Annotated in this window: 14 protein-coding genes; 2 read left to right on the top strand and 12 right to left on the bottom strand. The window is 39.6% G+C overall.

Annotated elements, in window-relative coordinates; translation table 11 throughout:
* Genes QM867_RS02120 through QM867_RS02105 form a run of 4 tightly spaced genes read right to left on the bottom strand, consistent with a single transcriptional unit; the run spans position 1 to position 4,001 of the window.
* Positions 1–822, bottom strand: coding sequence for a PTS system mannose/fructose/sorbose family transporter subunit IID (locus tag QM867_RS02120; RefSeq protein WP_000185292.1), 822 nt, complete (start codon positions 820–822; stop codon positions 1–3).
* Positions 809–1,714: a PTS mannose/fructose/sorbose/N-acetylgalactosamine transporter subunit IIC gene (locus tag QM867_RS02115; protein ID WP_075232293.1), complete on the bottom strand. Its 906-nt coding sequence runs from the start codon at positions 1,712–1,714 to the stop codon at positions 809–811. The genes QM867_RS02120 and QM867_RS02115 overlap by 14 nt, the downstream gene beginning before the upstream one ends.
* A gap of 26 nt (positions 1,715–1,740) precedes the next feature.
* Positions 1,741–2,217: a PTS system mannose/fructose/N-acetylgalactosamine-transporter subunit IIB gene (locus QM867_RS02110; RefSeq protein WP_414294771.1), complete on the bottom strand. Its 477-nt coding sequence runs from the start codon at positions 2,215–2,217 to the stop codon at positions 1,741–1,743.
* Positions 2,214–4,001, bottom strand: a complete 1,788-nt coding sequence (locus QM867_RS02105) for a glycoside hydrolase family 35 protein (protein WP_414294772.1) — start codon at positions 3,999–4,001, stop codon at positions 2,214–2,216. The genes QM867_RS02110 and QM867_RS02105 overlap by 4 nt, the downstream gene beginning before the upstream one ends.
* 327 nt (positions 4,002–4,328) lie before the next feature.
* On the opposite strand from QM867_RS02105, the gene QM867_RS02100 reads away from it, so the two are divergent.
* Together QM867_RS02100 and QM867_RS02095 are read left to right on the top strand one after the other, a co-directional pair.
* A complete protein-coding gene (locus QM867_RS02100; protein ID WP_045762517.1) occupies positions 4,329–5,045 on the top strand; it encodes a GntR family transcriptional regulator in 717 nt (238 codons plus the stop codon).
* Between the two features lie 271 nt (positions 5,046–5,316).
* Complete coding sequence (locus QM867_RS02095; protein ID WP_414315058.1) at positions 5,317–9,975, top strand: G5 domain-containing protein; 4,659 nt, start codon at positions 5,317–5,319, stop codon at positions 9,973–9,975.
* A 97-nt stretch (positions 9,976–10,072) separates the two neighbouring features.
* Here QM867_RS02095 and purB read toward each other — a convergent pair whose 3' ends face one another.
* From purB to purD, 8 genes are all read right to left on the bottom strand, one after another.
* The gene (gene purB / locus QM867_RS02090; protein WP_371607941.1) at positions 10,073–11,371 is read right to left on the bottom strand and encodes an adenylosuccinate lyase; all 1,299 of its coding nucleotides are present in this window, start codon (positions 11,369–11,371) and stop codon (positions 10,073–10,075) included.
* A 73-nt stretch (positions 11,372–11,444) separates the two neighbouring features.
* Positions 11,445–12,113, bottom strand: coding sequence for a hypothetical protein (locus QM867_RS02085; RefSeq protein WP_371607942.1), 669 nt, complete (start codon positions 12,111–12,113; stop codon positions 11,445–11,447).
* A 5-nt stretch (positions 12,114–12,118) separates the two neighbouring features.
* Positions 12,119–12,520 carry a hypothetical protein gene (locus tag QM867_RS02080; RefSeq protein WP_371607943.1) on the bottom strand — a complete coding sequence of 134 codons (402 nt, stop codon included), beginning with the start codon at positions 12,518–12,520 and terminating at the stop codon, positions 12,119–12,121.
* Positions 12,521–12,522: 2 nt separating this feature from the next.
* On the bottom strand, positions 12,523–13,335 hold the full coding sequence (locus QM867_RS02075; RefSeq protein WP_414315057.1) for a hypothetical protein: 813 nt from the start codon (positions 13,333–13,335) through the stop codon (positions 12,523–12,525).
* Between the two features lie 271 nt (positions 13,336–13,606).
* Positions 13,607–14,746: a hypothetical protein gene (locus QM867_RS02070; RefSeq protein ID WP_371607945.1), complete on the bottom strand. Its 1,140-nt coding sequence runs from the start codon at positions 14,744–14,746 to the stop codon at positions 13,607–13,609.
* Positions 14,747–14,763: 17 nt separating this feature from the next.
* On the bottom strand, positions 14,764–15,855 hold the full coding sequence (purK, locus tag QM867_RS02065; protein WP_414315056.1) for a 5-(carboxyamino)imidazole ribonucleotide synthase: 1,092 nt from the start codon (positions 15,853–15,855) through the stop codon (positions 14,764–14,766).
* A complete protein-coding gene (gene purE, locus QM867_RS02060) occupies positions 15,842–16,330 on the bottom strand; it encodes a 5-(carboxyamino)imidazole ribonucleotide mutase (RefSeq protein ID WP_414315055.1) in 489 nt (162 codons plus the stop codon). Before purE ends, purK begins: the two co-directional genes overlap by 14 nt.
* A gap of 192 nt (positions 16,331–16,522) precedes the next feature.
* Positions 16,523–17,785 carry a phosphoribosylamine--glycine ligase gene (gene purD, locus QM867_RS02055; RefSeq protein WP_414315054.1) on the bottom strand — a complete coding sequence of 421 codons (1,263 nt, stop codon included), beginning with the start codon at positions 17,783–17,785 and terminating at the stop codon, positions 16,523–16,525.
* Positions 17,786–17,875 lie beyond the last annotated feature (90 nt).

Genomic DNA, 17,875 nt, shown 5'->3' with positions numbered 1-17,875 from the left:
TTATGCGCCCATTCCAAGTAAGAATTTACCGATGAATGAAAGTCCAACAGCAAGAGCAATGATGATACCGATTGCTTTAGTTGAGTTCATACCTTTCTTACCAAGCAACCAGAAGATGAATGCTGTGAAGATTGCTGGAAGCAAGCGTGGGAAGATTGAGTTCAAGATATCTTGGAAGTCAATCATTTTCTCACCGATTGGCAATTTGTATGAAATTTCAAAGTTGATCATTGTTGCTACAAGAGCACCCATCATGAACACACCAAGTACAGATGCAGCTTCAATCAAAGCTGTCAAAGTGCTTTGCATGTTGTTGATAAGGTTAACCCCTTCTTTGTATGCAAATTCCAATTGTTTCCAACGGAAGATGTCATACGCTACTGCAACTGCGATCCAAAGGAAGATACCCCAAGGTTGACCAGCGATAGCCATTGTTGCAGCGATAGATCCCATGATAGCAGGTACAAGTGAACCAAAGATAGTATCTCCAAGAGGAGCGAATGGTCCCATCAAACCTGTCTTGATACCGTTAACCGCATCTTTTGAGCCAACGCCATCTTTTTCTTCCATAGCAAGGTCAAAACCAGCGATGATTGTGTGGAAGAATGGTGAAGTGTTGAAGAATTGAGTATGAACTTTCATCATTTCTTTCAACTCAGGAGTTCCATCTCCATACATTTTACGCAATTGTGGCAAGATCATGTAAAGGTAACCTGATGCTTGCATACGCTCGTAGTTCCATCCCAATTGGAAAGTGAACAAGCTACGTTTGTTAATTTGATTAAAATCTTCTTTTGTTAATTTGTAATTAGAATTCGTCATCTTCAATTTCCCCACTTTCTGATGGTGTAGAAGGTGCTGCTACAGCAACTTTTTGGCTGTTCTTGAAGTGAACAACCGCAAGGAAGATACCTACGATAGAGATACCGATCATAGACAATCCTTTGAAGTTGTTGGCAAAGCCAATTTTTTCAGCAACGTCAGCAGGAAGAGTGCCAATGATACCAGCAACTGCTCCACCAAGACCTGTTACGTATGAGTAAAGAACAGTCAACATAGCTGTCAAACCGAATCCCATAGCAAGGTAGTGAAGGTTACGTTTAACTGGAAGGTAACGAAGCAAGATAGCGAATCCAAGACCTGGAAGCATACGACCTGCAAGAGTCAAACCGTCTGCAACCCATTGGAATTCTTTAACAAGATTTACAACTGCTTGTACGAATTCTCCACCAAAAGCAAGGGCGAAGAATACTGGAAGGGCACGAGAAGCAGCCCATGGAAGCGCACCAAGAAGGTAGTTACGTTCGATTGCTTTATAGTCAAAGCGTTCGATCGCAGCATCAATACGGTGTGCGAAGAATGTAGTAGTCATACGACCAAGTACGTCGAAGTAAGTCAAAAGTGCCGCTACTGGTACAGCGATTGTAGTGATCGCAAGATCTGTTTCGATACCTTGTGAAACTGAGAAAGCTGTCGCAAGAACCGCACCAGAAGTTGCGTCGATACGAGAAGCACCACCGAAGGTACCTACCCCAAGGACAAACAACTGCAAGCTACCACCGATAAACAAACCAGTTGTCAAATCTCCCATGATCAAACCAGTAATGAAACCAGCGAATACAGGGGAACCTGCAGAAGAAACGATCGTCAACTCATCACAGATTTGATAAGCTGAGTACAGAGTGAGAAGTAAAATTTGCCACCATTGTATCATAACAATGACCTCCTAAAAATTTTTTCCTATTTTAATAAGCTCAAAAAGTCTGAAACTGGATCATTTGGAACCATTTGAGCAGTAAGTTTAACACCTTTTTCCGCCAATTTGTGGAAATCTTCTACGTCTTTATCTACAACGTTGATTGAACGTGTGATAGAACGTGTTTCTGGTGTTTGAGACATATTACCAACATTGACTGCTTCAAGCGGTACCCCTGCTTCCACTAATCCAAGGAAGCGGTCTGGTTTACGAGCAACGATAAACAAACGTTGGCTATCGTATTTACCAGCAAGGATATTCGCTGCCGCTTTCTCAATTGGCAAAATACTCAATTTCACACCTGGTGGTGTTGCAAGTTTCAATCCGCTCTTTTCAACATCGTTGTTAACAACTTCATTGTCAACGACCATGATACGTGAAACATTCAGTTTAGCAGACCAAAGGTTTGCTACTTGTCCGTGGATCAAACGTCCATCAATACGGCATCCTACAATTGTCATAAATTTTCCCCCTTTATATGTTTTAGTGTAGGTTTACGAGTTAAGTGTATGTGATCTCTATACTCCCCTTCAGTTTCAAAGATAATGATGCGGTTAGCACCTTCCTTGAGATAGCTGTGCGGAATATAAAGCGATAAGGTTGGACCAACATTCCAGAAACGACCTAGATGACGGCCATTGACATAGGCAATCCCTTTACCAAACTTAGATAGTTCTAAGTAGGTGTCCTTCGGAGCCTCAACTTCAAAGTCATAGGCGTAAAAGGCAGGTTGTCCTTCTGTCCATCCTTTTGAGAAATCAATCTTTTCAGGATTATCTAGTGGAAGCGGATAGTGTTCCCAGTTCAGCATGAAGTGTAGGTCTTTGCAGACACCTGTACGAATCCCTTTTCGTTGTGTATCTGCTAGGAACTTATGCCCGTAATTGACACGCCCCATATTTTCTACCAGGACATCAAAACGAGAGAGCGCTTTCTTTTCTCCTTGATAGAAGATGTCCTCACCAATTTCTGTCTGGTACTGAGTTGTAACCCATTTACCATCTACAAATAGCTGAGCTCTGTCTCGACCGTCAATGATACGGATACGTTCTTCTTCTGCATCCCAACTAGCTTCTGTACGATAGAGTAGATAACCGTAACTTTGTCCCAACTCTTCCATTTTCTTAGGATAGAGACTCTCGATAGGACTTGTTAGGCTATCCAAGGTTTCGAACAGAGAAACTTTCTCAACCAGTGGAATGTTTTCAACTTCCATGCTCTCTTTGTAAAGCGGTTCTAATTGTGGATACTCAGGATAGTAAGTCGCCATCATTTCCTTAACTGCCATGTATTTAGCAGTTGGATTCCCAGCTTCATTAAGGAGAGCGTCATAATCATAAGATGTTACTTGTGGTAAATCAATAGTTCCTCGAGCTGAACAACCATTCATAAAACCAAAGTTGGTTCCACCGTGGAACATGTAAAGGTTGATAGAGCCTTGCTCTAATACCTCGTGTACGGCTTCTGCTAGCTCCTCTGGCTCACGCGTGATGACTGGTTCTTTCCATCTGTTAAACCATCCATCCCAGAATTCCATACACATGAGTGGCCATTTCTTGCCATACTCATCAAAGAACTCTTGCATTTGCGAGAAGTTAAAGTTAGCTTTTGAACCAAAGTTTCCTGTCACAAAGAGATCATCTTCAATCAAGGTACCAGCTTTCAGAGTTGCTCGCCATGGACCATCAGATGTAAAGAGCGGACAAGTCACTGAACGTTCTTCCATCAATCGACGAATCTCACGCAAGTAGGTTTTGTCCTCACCGTATGAACCGTACTCATTTTCAACCTGCATCATGAGGATGTTACCACCATTATCCAACAATCTTGAAACAAGACGTGGAAGTAAATGATCATAGTAACGTCCTACCATTTCAACAAAGGCTGGATCAGAGGAACGGATTCGCATGTCTTTATTTAAAAGCCATGCTGGTAAACCACCGAATTCCCACTCTGCACAGATAAAGGGAGATGGTCGAACAATAGCATACAAGCCTAAGTCCTGAGCTGTCTGAAGAAATTTTTCAATATCAAGATTGCCTTCAAAATTGAAGTTTCCCTCAGTTGGTTCATGTAAATTCCAAGCGACATAGGTTTCAACAGTGTTAAAACCTAAAGCCTTGAGATTGTACAATGAATGATACCAGTCTTCTTCAGGAATTCTAAAATAATGAATGGCACCCGATAAAATTTTGAATGGTTTCCCATCTAGGTAAAAATCATCCTCAATTTTAAACCTTGTCATTTTACCACCTCATACTTTTCGTTTGCGCTTTCATTTGTTGTTATATTAAATGATAAACTAATGAATCCATCTTGTCAATAGATTTTTCGAAAATTATTTAAAATTTTTCTTTTTTTTTTACTGAATTGTTTTCTAAAATTCTTTTAAAAAAATTTTTTTCTTAAATATTTTCGATCCAGATAGCATAAATATATAAGTTTATAACCTCAAATAATATGTAAGTCAATCACTTAGCCTATTATTTTATTTTTTTTACATTATTTACTATCATTTCCAAACCATTTATGATAAAATCGAAGATGGAGAAGGAAAAAATGAGGTAAAAATATGGCAATTCCAAAGTATCAATATATCAAAGATGAATTGAAAAACAAAATCATTTCAGGTCAATTTGCAAGTGGCGACAAGTTCTACACTGAAGCAGAATTGATTGCAATGTATGACGTAAGTTCGATCACTGTTGTTCGCGCCTTAAACGACCTTGCTAAAGACGGTTATATTGTCCGCCAACAAGGAAAAGGAACCTTTGTAGCTCGCGCTCGCAAGCACAAACTCGTAGAATTTTCTGATGTAGAAATTTTTGAAACCAAGGACGATAAAGTCACTGTTCTTTCCATTGAACGCGGTAACGATCTTAACTACTTAGAAAAATTGGGATTGCGTGGCGATCAATTTTATTACAAAATCGAACGTATCCGTGAATCTAACGGTGTTACTTATATCTACCACACATCTTATATCCCTGAACAATACATCAATGCAAACTATCCAAATCTTGAATACTATAGTTCTATCTATAATCGTTTCAAATTGGACTACCACATTCACATGAATGACGAGCATTTTGAAGAAATCAATGAAATTGTATTTCCAACTCCAGAACATGCTGCTTCTATCCTAGGAATCGACTCTCAGTTCCCAACTGTTCTCCAAACCAAGACAACTAAACTTGAGTCAACTGGCCAAGTGTTGGAATACATTGAAACATACAAACGTTCTGATTTCTATAAGATTAAATTTATCTCATGTGATCGCGATCACTAAACATTAAAAAGTCTGAGACAATCGTTTCAGGCTTTTCTATTTTTCATTATAGCACGCCAGCTTTTAGTAGGAAATATCAAATGGCTTTAAACTATAATTTGGAGAAATTTTACTAAAAACAGAGCAAAAATTGAAAAGCAGTTCAAATTAAATAACTTCTTATATTTTTTATAGGTATTTTATTAAAATACTTGACTTTACTAGATTCAGATAATACAATGGAATCAGTTTGTGAAAACGCTACCAAAACAATAAATTAGGAGGTTATTTAATGAAACCAGAAAATAAACAGCGTTTCTCTATTCGTAAATACGCAATCGGAGCAGCCTCTGTCTTGATCGGCTTTGCCTTTCATGCGCAAGCTGTTGCCGCTGATGGAGTCGTACCTACTACAACAGAGAATCAACCTACTATCCAAGCCGCAGGAGAATCGTCTCCACAGGCCAGCGAAGAAAAACTTGAAACTAGTCCTACACCAGAAGCCGTAGTTCCTGCAGCTCCAGTGACACCTGTAACAAACACTGAAGCACCAAAAGTTGAAGCTACTCCTGCACCTATTGTAGAAAAAACTGTTACAACCGAAGAAACTCCAGCAAAACCAGAAGTAACTGAAGAAGCTAAGCAGCCAGAACCAGAAAAGGCAGAAAACAAAGAAGTTGCTAAAGTTGAAACTCCTGTAGTCGCTACAGAGAAAGCAGCTCAAGTCAATGAAAAACTAGCTAAAAAGAAAATCGTTTCAATCGATGCAGGGCGTAAATACTTCTCTCCTGAACAACTGAAAGAAATCATCGACAAAGCCAAACACTATGGCTATACTGATCTTCATCTCCTAGTCGGAAATGACGGCTTGCGTTTTATGCTTGATGATATGTCTCTAACTGTAGGGGACAAGACTTATGCAAGCGATGATGTCAAACGCGCTGTTGAAAACGGAACAAATGCCTACTACAACGATCCAAACGGCAATCATCTAACTGAAAGCCAAATGACCGACTTGATTAACTATGCTAAGGATAAAGGTATCGGCCTTATCCCAACAGTGAACAGTCCTGGTCACATGGATGCTATCCTCAATGCCATGAAAAAACTAGGTATTGAAAAGCCTAACTTTAACTATTTTGGTAAAGAATCAGCACGTACTGTCGACCTCGACAATGAAAAAGCAGTTGCCTTCACAAAAGCTTTGATTGATAAGTATGCAGGCTACTTTGCTGGTAAATCTGAAATCTTCAACATCGGTTTGGATGAGTACGCTAACGATGCTACGGATGCTAAAGGATGGAGCGTTCTTCAAGCCTATAAATGGTATCCAGAAGATGGATTCCCAGACAAGGGCTATGACAAATTCATCGCCTATGCTAATGACCTAGCTCGTATCGTCAAATCTCACGGTCTAAAACCTATGGCCTTCAACGACGGTATCTACTATAATAGCGATACAAGTTTTGGTACCTTTGACAAGGACATCATCGTCTCTATGTGGACTGGTGGCTGGGGCGGTTACGATGTCGCTTCTTCTAAATTACTAGCTGAAAAAGGACACGAAATCCTCAACACTAATGATGCATGGTACTACGTTCTCGGCCGTAATGCTGACGGACAAGGGTGGTATAACCTAGATCAAGGATTGAACGGTATTAAGAGCACACCGATTACTTCTGTACCAAAAACAGAAGGAGCTGACGTTCCTATTATCGGTGGTATGGTAGCTGCTTGGGCTGATACTCCATCTGCTCGCTACTCTCCATCTCGTCTCTTCAAACTCATGCGTCAATTTGCAAACTCAAATGCTGAATACTTCGCTGCTGATTACGAGTCTGCTGAACAAGCTCTGAAAGAAGTTCCAACAGACCTTACTCGCTACACAGAAGAAAGTATTGCAGCCGTTAAAGAAGCTGAAAAAGCCATCCGTTCTCTCGATAGCAACCTCAGCCGTGCTCAACAAGATACTATTGACCAAGCGATCGCAAAACTCCAAGAAGCTGTTAGCAACTTGACCTTCACTCCAGAAGCTCAAAAAGAAGAAGATGCTAAACGCGAAGTTGAAAAACTAGCTAAGAACAAGGTCATCTCTATCGATGCTGGTCGTAAATACTTCACGCTAGACCAACTTAAACGCATCGTAGATAAAGCCAGCGAACTCGGTTACTCTGACCTTCACTTGCTCCTTGGAAACGATGGACTTCGCTTCCTACTTGATGATATGAGTATCTCAGCAAACGGCAAGACCTATGCTAGTGACGATGTGAAAAATGCCATCATTGAAGGAACAAAATCTTACTACGACGATCCTAATGGAACTACTTTGAACCAAGCTGAAATTACTGAACTTATCCAGTATGCTAAAGATAGAGGCATTGGAATTATCCCTGCTATCAACAGCCCTGGCCACATGGATGCTATGCTTGTCGCTATGGAAAAACTAGGCATCGCAAACCCTCAAGCTAACTTTGACAAGGTTTCAAAAACAACCATGGACCTTGAAAACGAAGAAGCAATGAACTTTACGAAAGCCCTTATCGGCAAGTACATGGACTTCTTTGCAGGCAAAACTAAGATCTTTAACTATGGTACAGATGAGTATGCCAATGATGCTACCAACGCTCAAGGTTGGTACTACCTCAAGTGGTATGGCCTCTATGGTAAGTTTGCGGATTATGCTAATAGCCTAGCTGCCATGGCTAAAGAAAAAGGTCTTCAACCAATGGCCTTTAACGACGGTTTCTACTACGAAGACAAGGATGATGTTGAGTTTGATAAAGACGTTATCATCTCTTACTGGTCTAAAGGATGGTGGGGTTACAACCTTGCATCTCCTCAATACCTAGCAAGTAAGGGGTACAAATTCCTTAACACGAATGGAGATTGGTACTACATTCTCGGTCAAAAACCAGAAGATGGTGGTGGCTTCCTCAAGAAAGCTATTGAAAATACTGAAAAAACTCCATTTAACCAACTAGCATCAACTAAATATCCTGAAGTTGACCTACCTACTATTGGTAGTATGCTAGCTATCTGGGCTGATAGACCAAGCGCTGAATACAAGGAAGAAGAAATCTTTGAACTCATGACTGCCTTTGCAGACCACAACAAAGACTACTTCCGTGCTGACTACAAAGCACTACGCGAAGAACTTGCTCAAATCCCTGAAAACTTAGAAGGATATAGCACAGAAAGCCTAGACGCTCTCAAAGCTGCTAAAGAAGCTCTTAACTACAATCTTAACCGTAATAAACAAGCTGAGTTGGATGCACTTGTAGCTAATCTTAAAGTAGCTAGACTAGGTCTTAAACCAGCCGCAACTCACTCAGGAAGTCTTGATGAAAGCGAAACTCCTGCTGCTGTTGAAAACCGACCAGAGCTTCTCGTTAAGACAGAAGAAATTCCTTTTGAAATCGTTAAGAAAGACAATCCTAACCTCCCAGCAGGACAAGAAAAAGTCATCACTGTCGGTGTCAAAGGAGAACGTACAAATTACCTTTCTGTCGTGACTGAAAATGGTATGGAAACCGAAACAGTTCTTGAAGACAAAGTCACAAAAGAACCTATCACTCAAGTGGTAGAAGTTGGAACTCCAGTCACTCACGTAGGAGACGAAGAAGGAGTTGCTCCTGTTGCAGATGCAAAACCACGTGTTGTCATCGAGGACGAAGAAATTCCATTTACAACCATCACTCGCGAGACTCCTTCGCTACCTAAGGGACAATCTCGTATCGTGACTGAAGGTGTGAACGGTCGTCGCAGCCATTTCTACTCTGTAACTACGGCTACGGATGGATCTGAAGTTAAGACTCTAGTTAGCAGTGAAGTGAGCCTAGAACCTATCACCCAAGTGGTGGAAGTGGGGAACCCTGTCACTCACCTTGGTGATGACAAAGGACAAGCTACTATTGCTGAAAACAAACCAAGAGTTGACATCCAAAATGAAGAAATTCCATTTACAACCATCACTCGTGAAACTGATCAGTTGCCTAAGGGACAATCTCGTATCGTGACTGAAGGTGTGAACGGTCGTCGCAACTACTTCTATTCTGTAACTACGGCTACGGATGGAACTGAAGTTAAAACTCTAGTAAGCAGTGAAGTAAGCCTAGAACCGATCACTCAAGTCGTAGAAGTGGGAAACCCTGTCACTCACCTTGGCTATGAAAATGGACTAGCTCCTATCGCTGAAAACAAACCAAGAGTTGACATCCAAAATGAAGAAATTCCATTTACAACCATCACACGTGAAACCGATCAATTACCTAAAGGACAAGCTACTATCGTAACTGAAGGTGTAAACGGCCGTCTAAGTCATTTCTATTCTGTAACTACGGCTACAGATGGAACTGAAGTTAAAACTCTAGTAAGCAGTGAAATAAGCCTAGAACCTATCACCCAAGTGGTAGAGGTGGGGAACCCTGTTACTCACCTTGGTGATGAAAAAGGACAAGCTACTATCGCTGAAAACAAACCAAGAGTTGACATCCAAAATGAAGAAATTCCATTTACAACCATCACTCGTGAAACTAATCAGTTACCTAAAGGACAATCTCGTATCGTGACTGAAGGTGTAAACGGTCGTCGTAGTCATTTCTATTCTGTAACTACGGCTGCAGACGGAACTGAAGTTAGAACATTGGTTACAAGTGTCGTAGCGCAAGAACCTGTTACTCAAGTGATTGAAGTGGGGAACCCTGTCACTCATGCTGGTGATGAACATGGACAAGCTGCCATCGCCGAAGAAAAACCAACACTAGAAATCCCAAGCGAGCCAGCTCCAGCAACTGTTCCTGCTAAGGAAAATAAAGCTCTTCCTCAAGGTCCAGCTCCTGTAGCAAAAGAGAAAAAACTACCTGAAACAGGAACTCAAGGCTCAGAATGGTTAATTGCTACTGGTCTTATGTCAGCTCTTACAGCTTACGGACTTAGCAAGAAAAAAGATTAAAGATGAATCTTTTGATATAAGATAAAAAGCGGGACTTAAGTCTCGCTTTTTGCATTAGATATAAAAACTATTTTGCTTGTGGGTCTATTACAAAATATTAGTCACCAAGCCCGAGGCGCTCAAAGATATCATCCACTCGTTTGGTGTAGTAAAGAGGGTTGAAGATTTCATCAATTTCCTCTTGTGTCAAACGTGAAGTCACCTCTGGATCTGCTTCGAGAAGAGGTTTAAAGTCTACTTGATTGTCCCAAGAGTAAGCTGTTTTTGGTTGTACCAAGTCATAGGCTTGCTCACGGGTCATGCCTTTCTCAATCAAGGTCAACATAGCACGCTGGCTAAAGATCAGACCGAAAGTTGAGTTCATGTTGCGGATCATGTTTTCTGGGAAGACCGTCAAGTTCTTGACGATATTTCCAAAGCGGTTGAGCATGTAGTCAATCAAAATGGTCGTATCTGGTGTAATGATGCGCTCAGCTGATGAGTGAGAGATATCACGCTCATGCCAGAGAGCGACATTCTCATAGGCTGTAATCATATGACCACGGATAACACGCGCAAGACCTGTCATGTTTTCAGAACCGATAGGGTTGCGTTTGTGAGGCATAGCAGATGAACCTTTTTGACCTTTGGCAAAGAACTCTTCTACTTCGCGTTGCTCAGACTTTTGCAAGCCACGAATCTCCGTCGCCATACGCTCGATGGAAGTCGCGATGCTGGCAAGAACTGCAAAGTACTCAGCGTGAAGGTCACGAGGAAGCACCTGTGTAGAAATTTCCTGAGCACGGATACCCAATTTTTCGCAGACGTATTTTTCAACAAATGGTGGAATGTTGGCAAAGTTCCCAACCGCACCAGAAATCTTACCAGCTTCTACACCAGCAGCCGCATGCTCGAAACGCTCGATATTGCGCTTCATTTCGCTGTACCAAGTTGCTAATTTAAGACCAAAAGTTGTCGGCTCAGCGTGCACACCGTGGGTACGACCCATCATAATGGTGAACTTGTGCTCCTTAGCCTTGTCAGCGATGATGTTGGTGAAGTTTTCAAGGTCACGACGGATGATGTCGTTGGCCTGCTTGTAGAGGTAACCGTAGGCCGTATCCACCACGTCAGTAGAAGTCAAGCCATAGTGAACCCACTTACGCTCTTCACCAAGCGTCTCAGAAACCGCACGCGTGAAAGCCACCACATCGTGACGAGTCTCTTGCTCGATTTCCAAAATACGGTCGATGTCAAAGTCCGCTTTTTCGCGAATCAAAGTCACATCTTCCTTAGGGATTTCCCCCAACTCAGCCCATGCCTCGTCAGCCAAGATTTCCACCTCAAGCCAAGCACGGTATTTATTTTCTTCACTCCAAATGTTCGCCATTTCTGGGCGAGAGTAACGTTCGATCATTGTTTTATTTTCCTTTCTTTTTCTACTTCAAATTTCTTACCAAGAATAATAAAGAATCAATTAAAAGACTAGTTTAAATCTCTTTTTCTAATCTATTAATTACTTCCTCAGCACGAAAAATCACCTTGAAACTATTATAATAATCTACTGCATCGTCTCTATAATGTACAAAATGATTCCTAAGCCCTATAAAATCTCTTAGAAAATTTAATTCTTCATCCGTAATAATTTTTTTATCCTTGAGTTCCATCAAGGCTATTTGTATTGATTTCTCTGGCGCATTTGGAATGCACTCTTTCAAAATATATTCTAATCTTCTATATTGAGAAATAATAAGACTATCAAGGGAAACATTACTTTTCTCCAAATTATATCTTCTTCTTAGTTTTAAATTTTTAGAAAGAAGTGTAAACAAATATATATATACTCCTAAAAATATTAACACTATTGATATTATAACAAAGATACTATCTCTAGAATATAAATAATCCGATTTGTAAACAAAAGAAAATAACAGTAGCATTAAGCCACTAAAAGCATATAATAGACCTAATAGTTGAAATCTACTGTAACGATTCTCCAGTTTATTACGTAAAGGAACCTTTATTTTTTCATCTATAATTACTAAGTTATTTACCGTAATATCACCTACATCTCTAGAATCTTCCATAAGTTTTTTCAATAATAATTTTTTATATTCCTCTGCCGCGTCATCTAAGTAATCAAATATTTTATTATTCATAAGCATTATCTCTCCTTTAACACAGTGTAATAAAACTGTGCAAATAAAATGAGTAAAGTGACAGCTATTATAAGAATAAACATTGGTAAATTAATTTTATTAGCATCACTATCCCACATCCATCCTACTACGACCGATAATATTGATGTAAACACTTGAAGTATTCCTATAATTATTTTATCTCGTTTGGATTGTCTAAAATTCTCTTTAAGATTAGAATTCGCCTCTAAAACATGACTTCCAACTACTTCTTTAACGCTCGAAGATGTTCTACTCCTATGAGTTTTTTCTACCTTATCAGTTTCTTCAATTAGTATTTCTGAATACTCTTCAATCGCTTCCTTAATATTATTCTTCGCATCCTCAGAGTAACCGGATAAAGAAGAATCTATAATTTCTATTTCCATAACTATAAAACCTTTAACAAATCACCTATTCTACATAGAGTTCTAAATTTTTTTGTACTATCATATAGAATCGAAGTTTTTCTCGGAGAAAATTTATAAACATTTTCTAAATATAATGATGTAACTTCCCCAGCTAAACCAACAAGAAGGGAGATTGTCGCCAATAAATACTCTTCGCTTATAATAATTTTTTCATTTATATTATAATTTGAATTTTTACATTCTTTTAAAAATTTTGTATCCACTCGTGAATTATTGTGGATTATGGCATTTCTTCTAGCAATTATATTCGAAAAATATGTAATTTCTTCTCTATAATTATCATTAAAATAATTTTTTAATTCCAACTTACATGGATCCTTTAAAAAAATATTTTTAGGATTACCATAAAAAATTGATCGAACTTTTTCTTCAATAATTTTTTCGATAATATCCTCAGAACGATCGTACTCATAGATTAAGTTCATTAACTTTGAGGAGTCCAAAGGTGACTCGCCTAATTTCCTAGGGAAATTATTAAAATTAATTTCAGCTAAATAGTTAATATAACTCTCAAACATTGTGATGGCTTCAATAAAGTGAAGCTTTGTATTTTTAAAATCTATAAAATGAGATTTCTTGCCAGAATAAAATGCCGCCTTAGAATAAATTAACTCACCAGAATATATACTCGGATAAGGAATATCCTCAAGATTATACCCCCTCATTGCTTTGTTTAACATTACATACTCTTGAAGATTATCTTTCATCTTAGCTTCGAATTGTTTAAATTTAGTTACTATGTTTTGTGGAATAAACTGACTAAACTCATTCATTCTAATTATCACTCACTTTCAATAATTGATTTATTCTTATATTACTTATTTCAATATTTATAACAGACATATTCGTCCTCAGATAAGAAAGATATAATCAAAACTTAATTCACTATTCAAACTCCTCTTTCCCAATCCATACAGACGGATAGTGCGATAAAATGTCGAGATAGACATCCAACGACAAATCATAAATCGCTAAGCTAAATGGTTTTCAGAGTATTGAGTAATCAGCTCTTCAAACTCCGTTTTTACATTTTCATAAATGTAATTATAGTAACATTCTTAAAAAAAAGGGATTTGGAACATTTTGATTGGGGATATCTTTATTTAATTCATTTATTTGAACTAATTCTGCGTAATTTCTATTTTCCATTATTTTATCTTTATAGTTTTCACCACCATAAAATACACAATCGCGAATCTCCTTATACAAATCTACTCCAGTATATTTACTTAGCTGTCTATACTTTTCTTTTGCAATATATTCTCCGAGCTTTATCTTATAATTTATTATTAATGTTCCTAAAGTATAAGATGAAATACACATATTTCCGATGGTTGTAAACACCTCTTTTTCAGCATCCAATTTTACATCTACAACAATCTCTCTATATTGACTAATAATATCAGCTAATTGTTTATTGCTAAAGTATTCATTTATTTCCTTAGGTAATCCAATTTGTTCTATCATTTCTGGAGTTACAACAATTTGGATACACTTTTTTATTGCATCCACCATATATGGATTTAAAAAATTATTAATGATTATTGGAATAGTAACCGATAAGATAACTCCCACAAAAAATGTGCTTTTCGAAACTTTTCTTAGGTAGGGGAGAGGTAAAACAATTGTTAGAGCAAGGTAACAAATAAGCACTAAAAAAAAGTAAAATAAAATTACACTAAACTTTTGAATATCCTCAAAGGAATTAAGTATTAATATTGAAACTGTTATTGGAATTAAGTAATATTGGAAGCTAACCCAGTAGTACCTATATCTCAACAAATATATCATCAAATCTACAAAAAATAAAATGTAGCTTATTATCCTTATAACGAATATAACAACTTCATTTGAAAAAAAAATAAGAATTAATGCAAACACACTCATTATTAGCATGATAATAAAAGACGAAAATTCGAATAAACGTTTATCTATAATTCTTCTTTTTTCAATATCTGTTTTCATAGATTCATCTAAAATGTAAAAATAATTTTTATCCCTTACTTCTTTAATTAAATTCTTTATATTGTTAAACGGGTTGTCTCCTTTAATATAATAATATCTAGAAATGAAGAAAAGTAATATGCAGGATATTAATAATAAAGTTTTGTTATTTGAACATACTGCTAATAAAAATACTCCAATACTACATAAACTTAAAAATTTTTTAAAATTTAAGAACACTTTTTCAAACTCACCTCTTAAAAATCTATCTCTTTCCCAAACTCATCCACACTATCTGGCGTATCACTAAACAAAGTCACATGTCCCATCTTGCGGTTGTGCTTCGCTTCTATTTTACCATACATGTGGAGGTGGGCGCTTGGATTTTCTGTGACATATTTTTCAGCAGCCTCGACGTGTTGGCCGAGAACATTGAGCATAACAGCAGGAGCATGAAGGTGAATTGCTGGGAGTAGTGCTCCGAGAACGCCCAAGATATGAGTATCAAACTGGGAGAAGTCACAAGCTTCAATCGAGTAATGGCCTGAATTGTGTGGACGTGGCGCTATTTCGTTGACAATGATGTCATCAGCTGTCGCAAACATTTCCACGCAGAGGGTTCCAGAAAGGTTTAGTTGTTCTGCTATTCGTACTGCCATGACCTTGGCTTTTTCAGCTAGACTTTCTGAAATGCGAGCAGGCACAATGGTTTTTGAAAGAATGTTGTTGCGGTGGATATTTTCCTGAACTGGGAAGACTGTCACGTCCTTGCCATTTCCAGACACGATGACAGAAATCTCCAGGTCAAAGTTGACAAATTCTTCCAAGACGCAGTCTGCTGAATCTGCTAGTGCAGAAGCTTCTTCCAAGTCTGCTTCTGAGCGAATAACTTTTTGTCCATGCCCATCGTAGCCACCGGTCGCCGTCTTGAGGACATAGTTTTTCGATAGGTCGATATCTGCCAAGTCTTGACTTGAGGTCACAACCTTGTAAGGTGCAACGGTGACTTTGGCCTTGTTTGAGAGAAAGTCCTTTTCAAAAATGCGATTTTGAGAAATGCGGAGCAAGTCCGTTCCTTGAGGGAGTTGCCCATCCTTGATAACGGCATCCAAACCGTCGGCATCCACATTTTCAAACTCATAAGTGAGGACATCGCAACGCTCCGCCAACTGGCGAAGAGCGTCCACATCATTATAAGAAGCCACGATGATCTCCGCCACGCGAGAGGTCGGGCAATCCGCTGCAGGATCCAGCGCGATAACCTTGTGACCCATGTAGATGGCAGAAATGGCCATCATCTGACCAAGCTGACCGCCCCCAATAATTCCGATTGTTTTAGATGAGCTCATTTGTAGACTCCTCTGCGATTTTTCCTTGTTCTTCAGCAAAATTAGCAAGGGCAGTCGCGATGGTTTCGTCTTCTACTGAGAGGAGGCGGAGGGCAAAGAGGGCAGCGTTAGTCGCTCCAGCCTCACCGATAGCCATTGTCGCAACAGGTACGCCTCCCGGCATCTGAACGATAGAGTAGAGAGAATCCACACCGCTAAGGGCACGTGATTTGACAGGTACCCCGATGACTGGAAGTGTAGTCTTGGCTGCTACCATCCCTGGCAAGTGGGCTGCACCACCTGCACCTGCGATGATGACCTTAATGCCACGGCTACGTGCTTCTTCAGCATGTTTGAACATGAGGTCTGGTGTACGGTGTGCGGAAACAACTTTCTTTTCGTAAGCAACACCGAAGTTGTCGAGGACTTCAGCTGTTTTTTGCATGGTTGTCCAGTCAGATTTTGAGCCCATGATGATGGAAATTACTGGTTTCATAGTTAATAATATCCTTTTCTTTTTTGATAATGGTCTTAGGTGGTGGGGACGGAAGCAAACCTTCGGTTTCATTCCTAAACTTTGAGCCTAAGGTCTCAAAGTTTCCCCCGACCAGAACAGAAACTGTTCTGGTCTTTTCACTACGGCGACCATTATCGTATTTGGCGACTTCGTCGCGTTATTTTTATACTTTTACTTTATAGCCTTGCTTCCGATATCTGTTCGGTAAAAGAGGCCTTCTGTGTTTTGTTTGTTGAGTTGGCTGTAGATAATGTTTTGGCCGTCTTTGACGGTGTCTGCTGTTGTGACGAGCATGTAGACACGGCCTCCGTTTGAAAGAAGGTCTTGTCCATTTTCAGCGAATTTAGCTCCGGCATAGTAAGTGATGATGTCACCTTCTGTCTTGGCTGGAAGCTTGACACCCTTCTCATAAGCGAGTGGGTAGCCGTTTGAAGCTACAACCACGCCTAGTGTCACACCCTTGTCCGTCCAAGTGATGGCTGGCTCTTTACCATCTAGGATATCCGTAATATTTTGCGCAAAATCAGAAGTCAAACGAGGCAAGATGATTTGCGTTTCAGGATCTCCGAAACGAGCGTTAAACTCGATGACTTTGGGTCCATCAGCTGTTAAAATAAGCCCAGCGTAAAGGACACCAAGATAGGGGCGCCCTTCTTTAATCATGCCTTCGAGGACTGGCTTGACAATGGTGTCAACCGCTGTATCAATCACGCTCTGTGGCAAGTGAGGAACTGGCGCATAGGCACCCATCCCACCAGTGTTAGGTCCCTTGTCCCCATCATAGGCACGTTTGTGATCCTGAGCCGTTGGCATAATGTAGAACTTGTCACCATTGACAAAGGCAAAGAGAGAGAACTCTTCTCCGTCAAGGAATTCCTCGATGACCACACGCGCACCTGAGTCACCAAATTTATTGTCCAAAAGCATCTCATGAGCAGCTTCGACGGCTTGCTCGACTGTCTCAGCAACGACAACACCTTTCCCAAGGGCCAAACCGTCTGCCTTGACTACGATTGGAGCGCCTTTTTCTTCGATATAGGCCTTGGCTTCCTCGAAATCTGAGAAGGTCCCATAGGCTGCTGTTGGAACGTCATATTTGACCATGATTTCCTTAGCAAAATCCTTAGACCACTCAAGCTCAGCCGCAGCTTTAGTCGGACCAAAAGCCTTGAGCCCAGCTTTATTAAAATCATCCACGATCCCAGCTGCAAGGGCATCATCTGGACCGATAAAGGACCAAGCAATATCGTTGGCTTTTGCAAACTCAATCAATTTAGAATGTTCGGAAATAGAGATATTTACCAATTCCAGACCATCCAGAGTCATCCCGTCATTCCCAGGAGCTACAAAGACTTTTTCAACGTCTTTTGACTCAAGCAACTTCTTAGCAATGGCATGTTCACGACCACCCGCGCCGACAACTAACAGCTTCATCTTTCAACCTCTTTTGCGAATTATTTACTAATATTATAACACAAACGTTCGTTTTAATCTTGTTTCACTTAGCATTTTAAACCAAAAAAG

The organism is Streptococcus infantis (genome assembly GCF_047463635.1).
Classification (GTDB): Bacteria; Bacillota; Bacilli; order Lactobacillales; family Streptococcaceae; genus Streptococcus; species Streptococcus infantis_W.
This window is presented reverse-complemented; position numbering and strand designations above follow the sequence as displayed.

What these genes read in the sequence shown, in the direction of transcription:
- QM867_RS02120 (WP_000185292.1), bottom strand. Translation starts at nt 822, where the DNA reads ATGACGAATTCTAATTACAAATTAACAAAAGAAGATTTTAATCAAATT.
- QM867_RS02115 (WP_075232293.1), bottom strand. Translation starts at nt 1,714, where the DNA reads ATGATACAATGGTGGCAAATTTTACTTCTCACTCTGTACTCAGCTTAT.
- QM867_RS02110 (WP_414294771.1), bottom strand. Translation starts at nt 2,217, where the DNA reads ATGACAATTGTAGGATGCCGTATTGATGGACGTTTGATCCACGGACAA.
- QM867_RS02105 (WP_414294772.1), bottom strand. Translation starts at nt 4,001, where the DNA reads ATGACAAGGTTTAAAATTGAGGATGATTTTTACCTAGATGGGAAACCA.
- QM867_RS02100 (WP_045762517.1), top strand. Translation starts at nt 4,329, where the DNA reads ATGGCAATTCCAAAGTATCAATATATCAAAGATGAATTGAAAAACAAA.
- QM867_RS02095 (WP_414315058.1), top strand. Translation starts at nt 5,317, where the DNA reads ATGAAACCAGAAAATAAACAGCGTTTCTCTATTCGTAAATACGCAATC.
- purB (WP_371607941.1), bottom strand. Translation starts at nt 11,371, where the DNA reads ATGATCGAACGTTACTCTCGCCCAGAAATGGCGAACATTTGGAGTGAA.
- QM867_RS02085 (WP_371607942.1), bottom strand. Translation starts at nt 12,113, where the DNA reads ATGAATAATAAAATATTTGATTACTTAGATGACGCGGCAGAGGAATAT.
- QM867_RS02080 (WP_371607943.1), bottom strand. Translation starts at nt 12,520, where the DNA reads ATGGAAATAGAAATTATAGATTCTTCTTTATCCGGTTACTCTGAGGAT.
- QM867_RS02075 (WP_414315057.1), bottom strand. Translation starts at nt 13,335, where the DNA reads ATGAATGAGTTTAGTCAGTTTATTCCACAAAACATAGTAACTAAATTT.
- purK (WP_414315056.1), bottom strand. Translation starts at nt 15,855, where the DNA reads ATGAGCTCATCTAAAACAATCGGAATTATTGGGGGCGGTCAGCTTGGT.
- purE (WP_414315055.1), bottom strand. Translation starts at nt 16,330, where the DNA reads ATGAAACCAGTAATTTCCATCATCATGGGCTCAAAATCTGACTGGACA.
- purD (WP_414315054.1), bottom strand. Translation starts at nt 17,785, where the DNA reads ATGAAGCTGTTAGTTGTCGGCGCGGGTGGTCGTGAACATGCCATTGCT.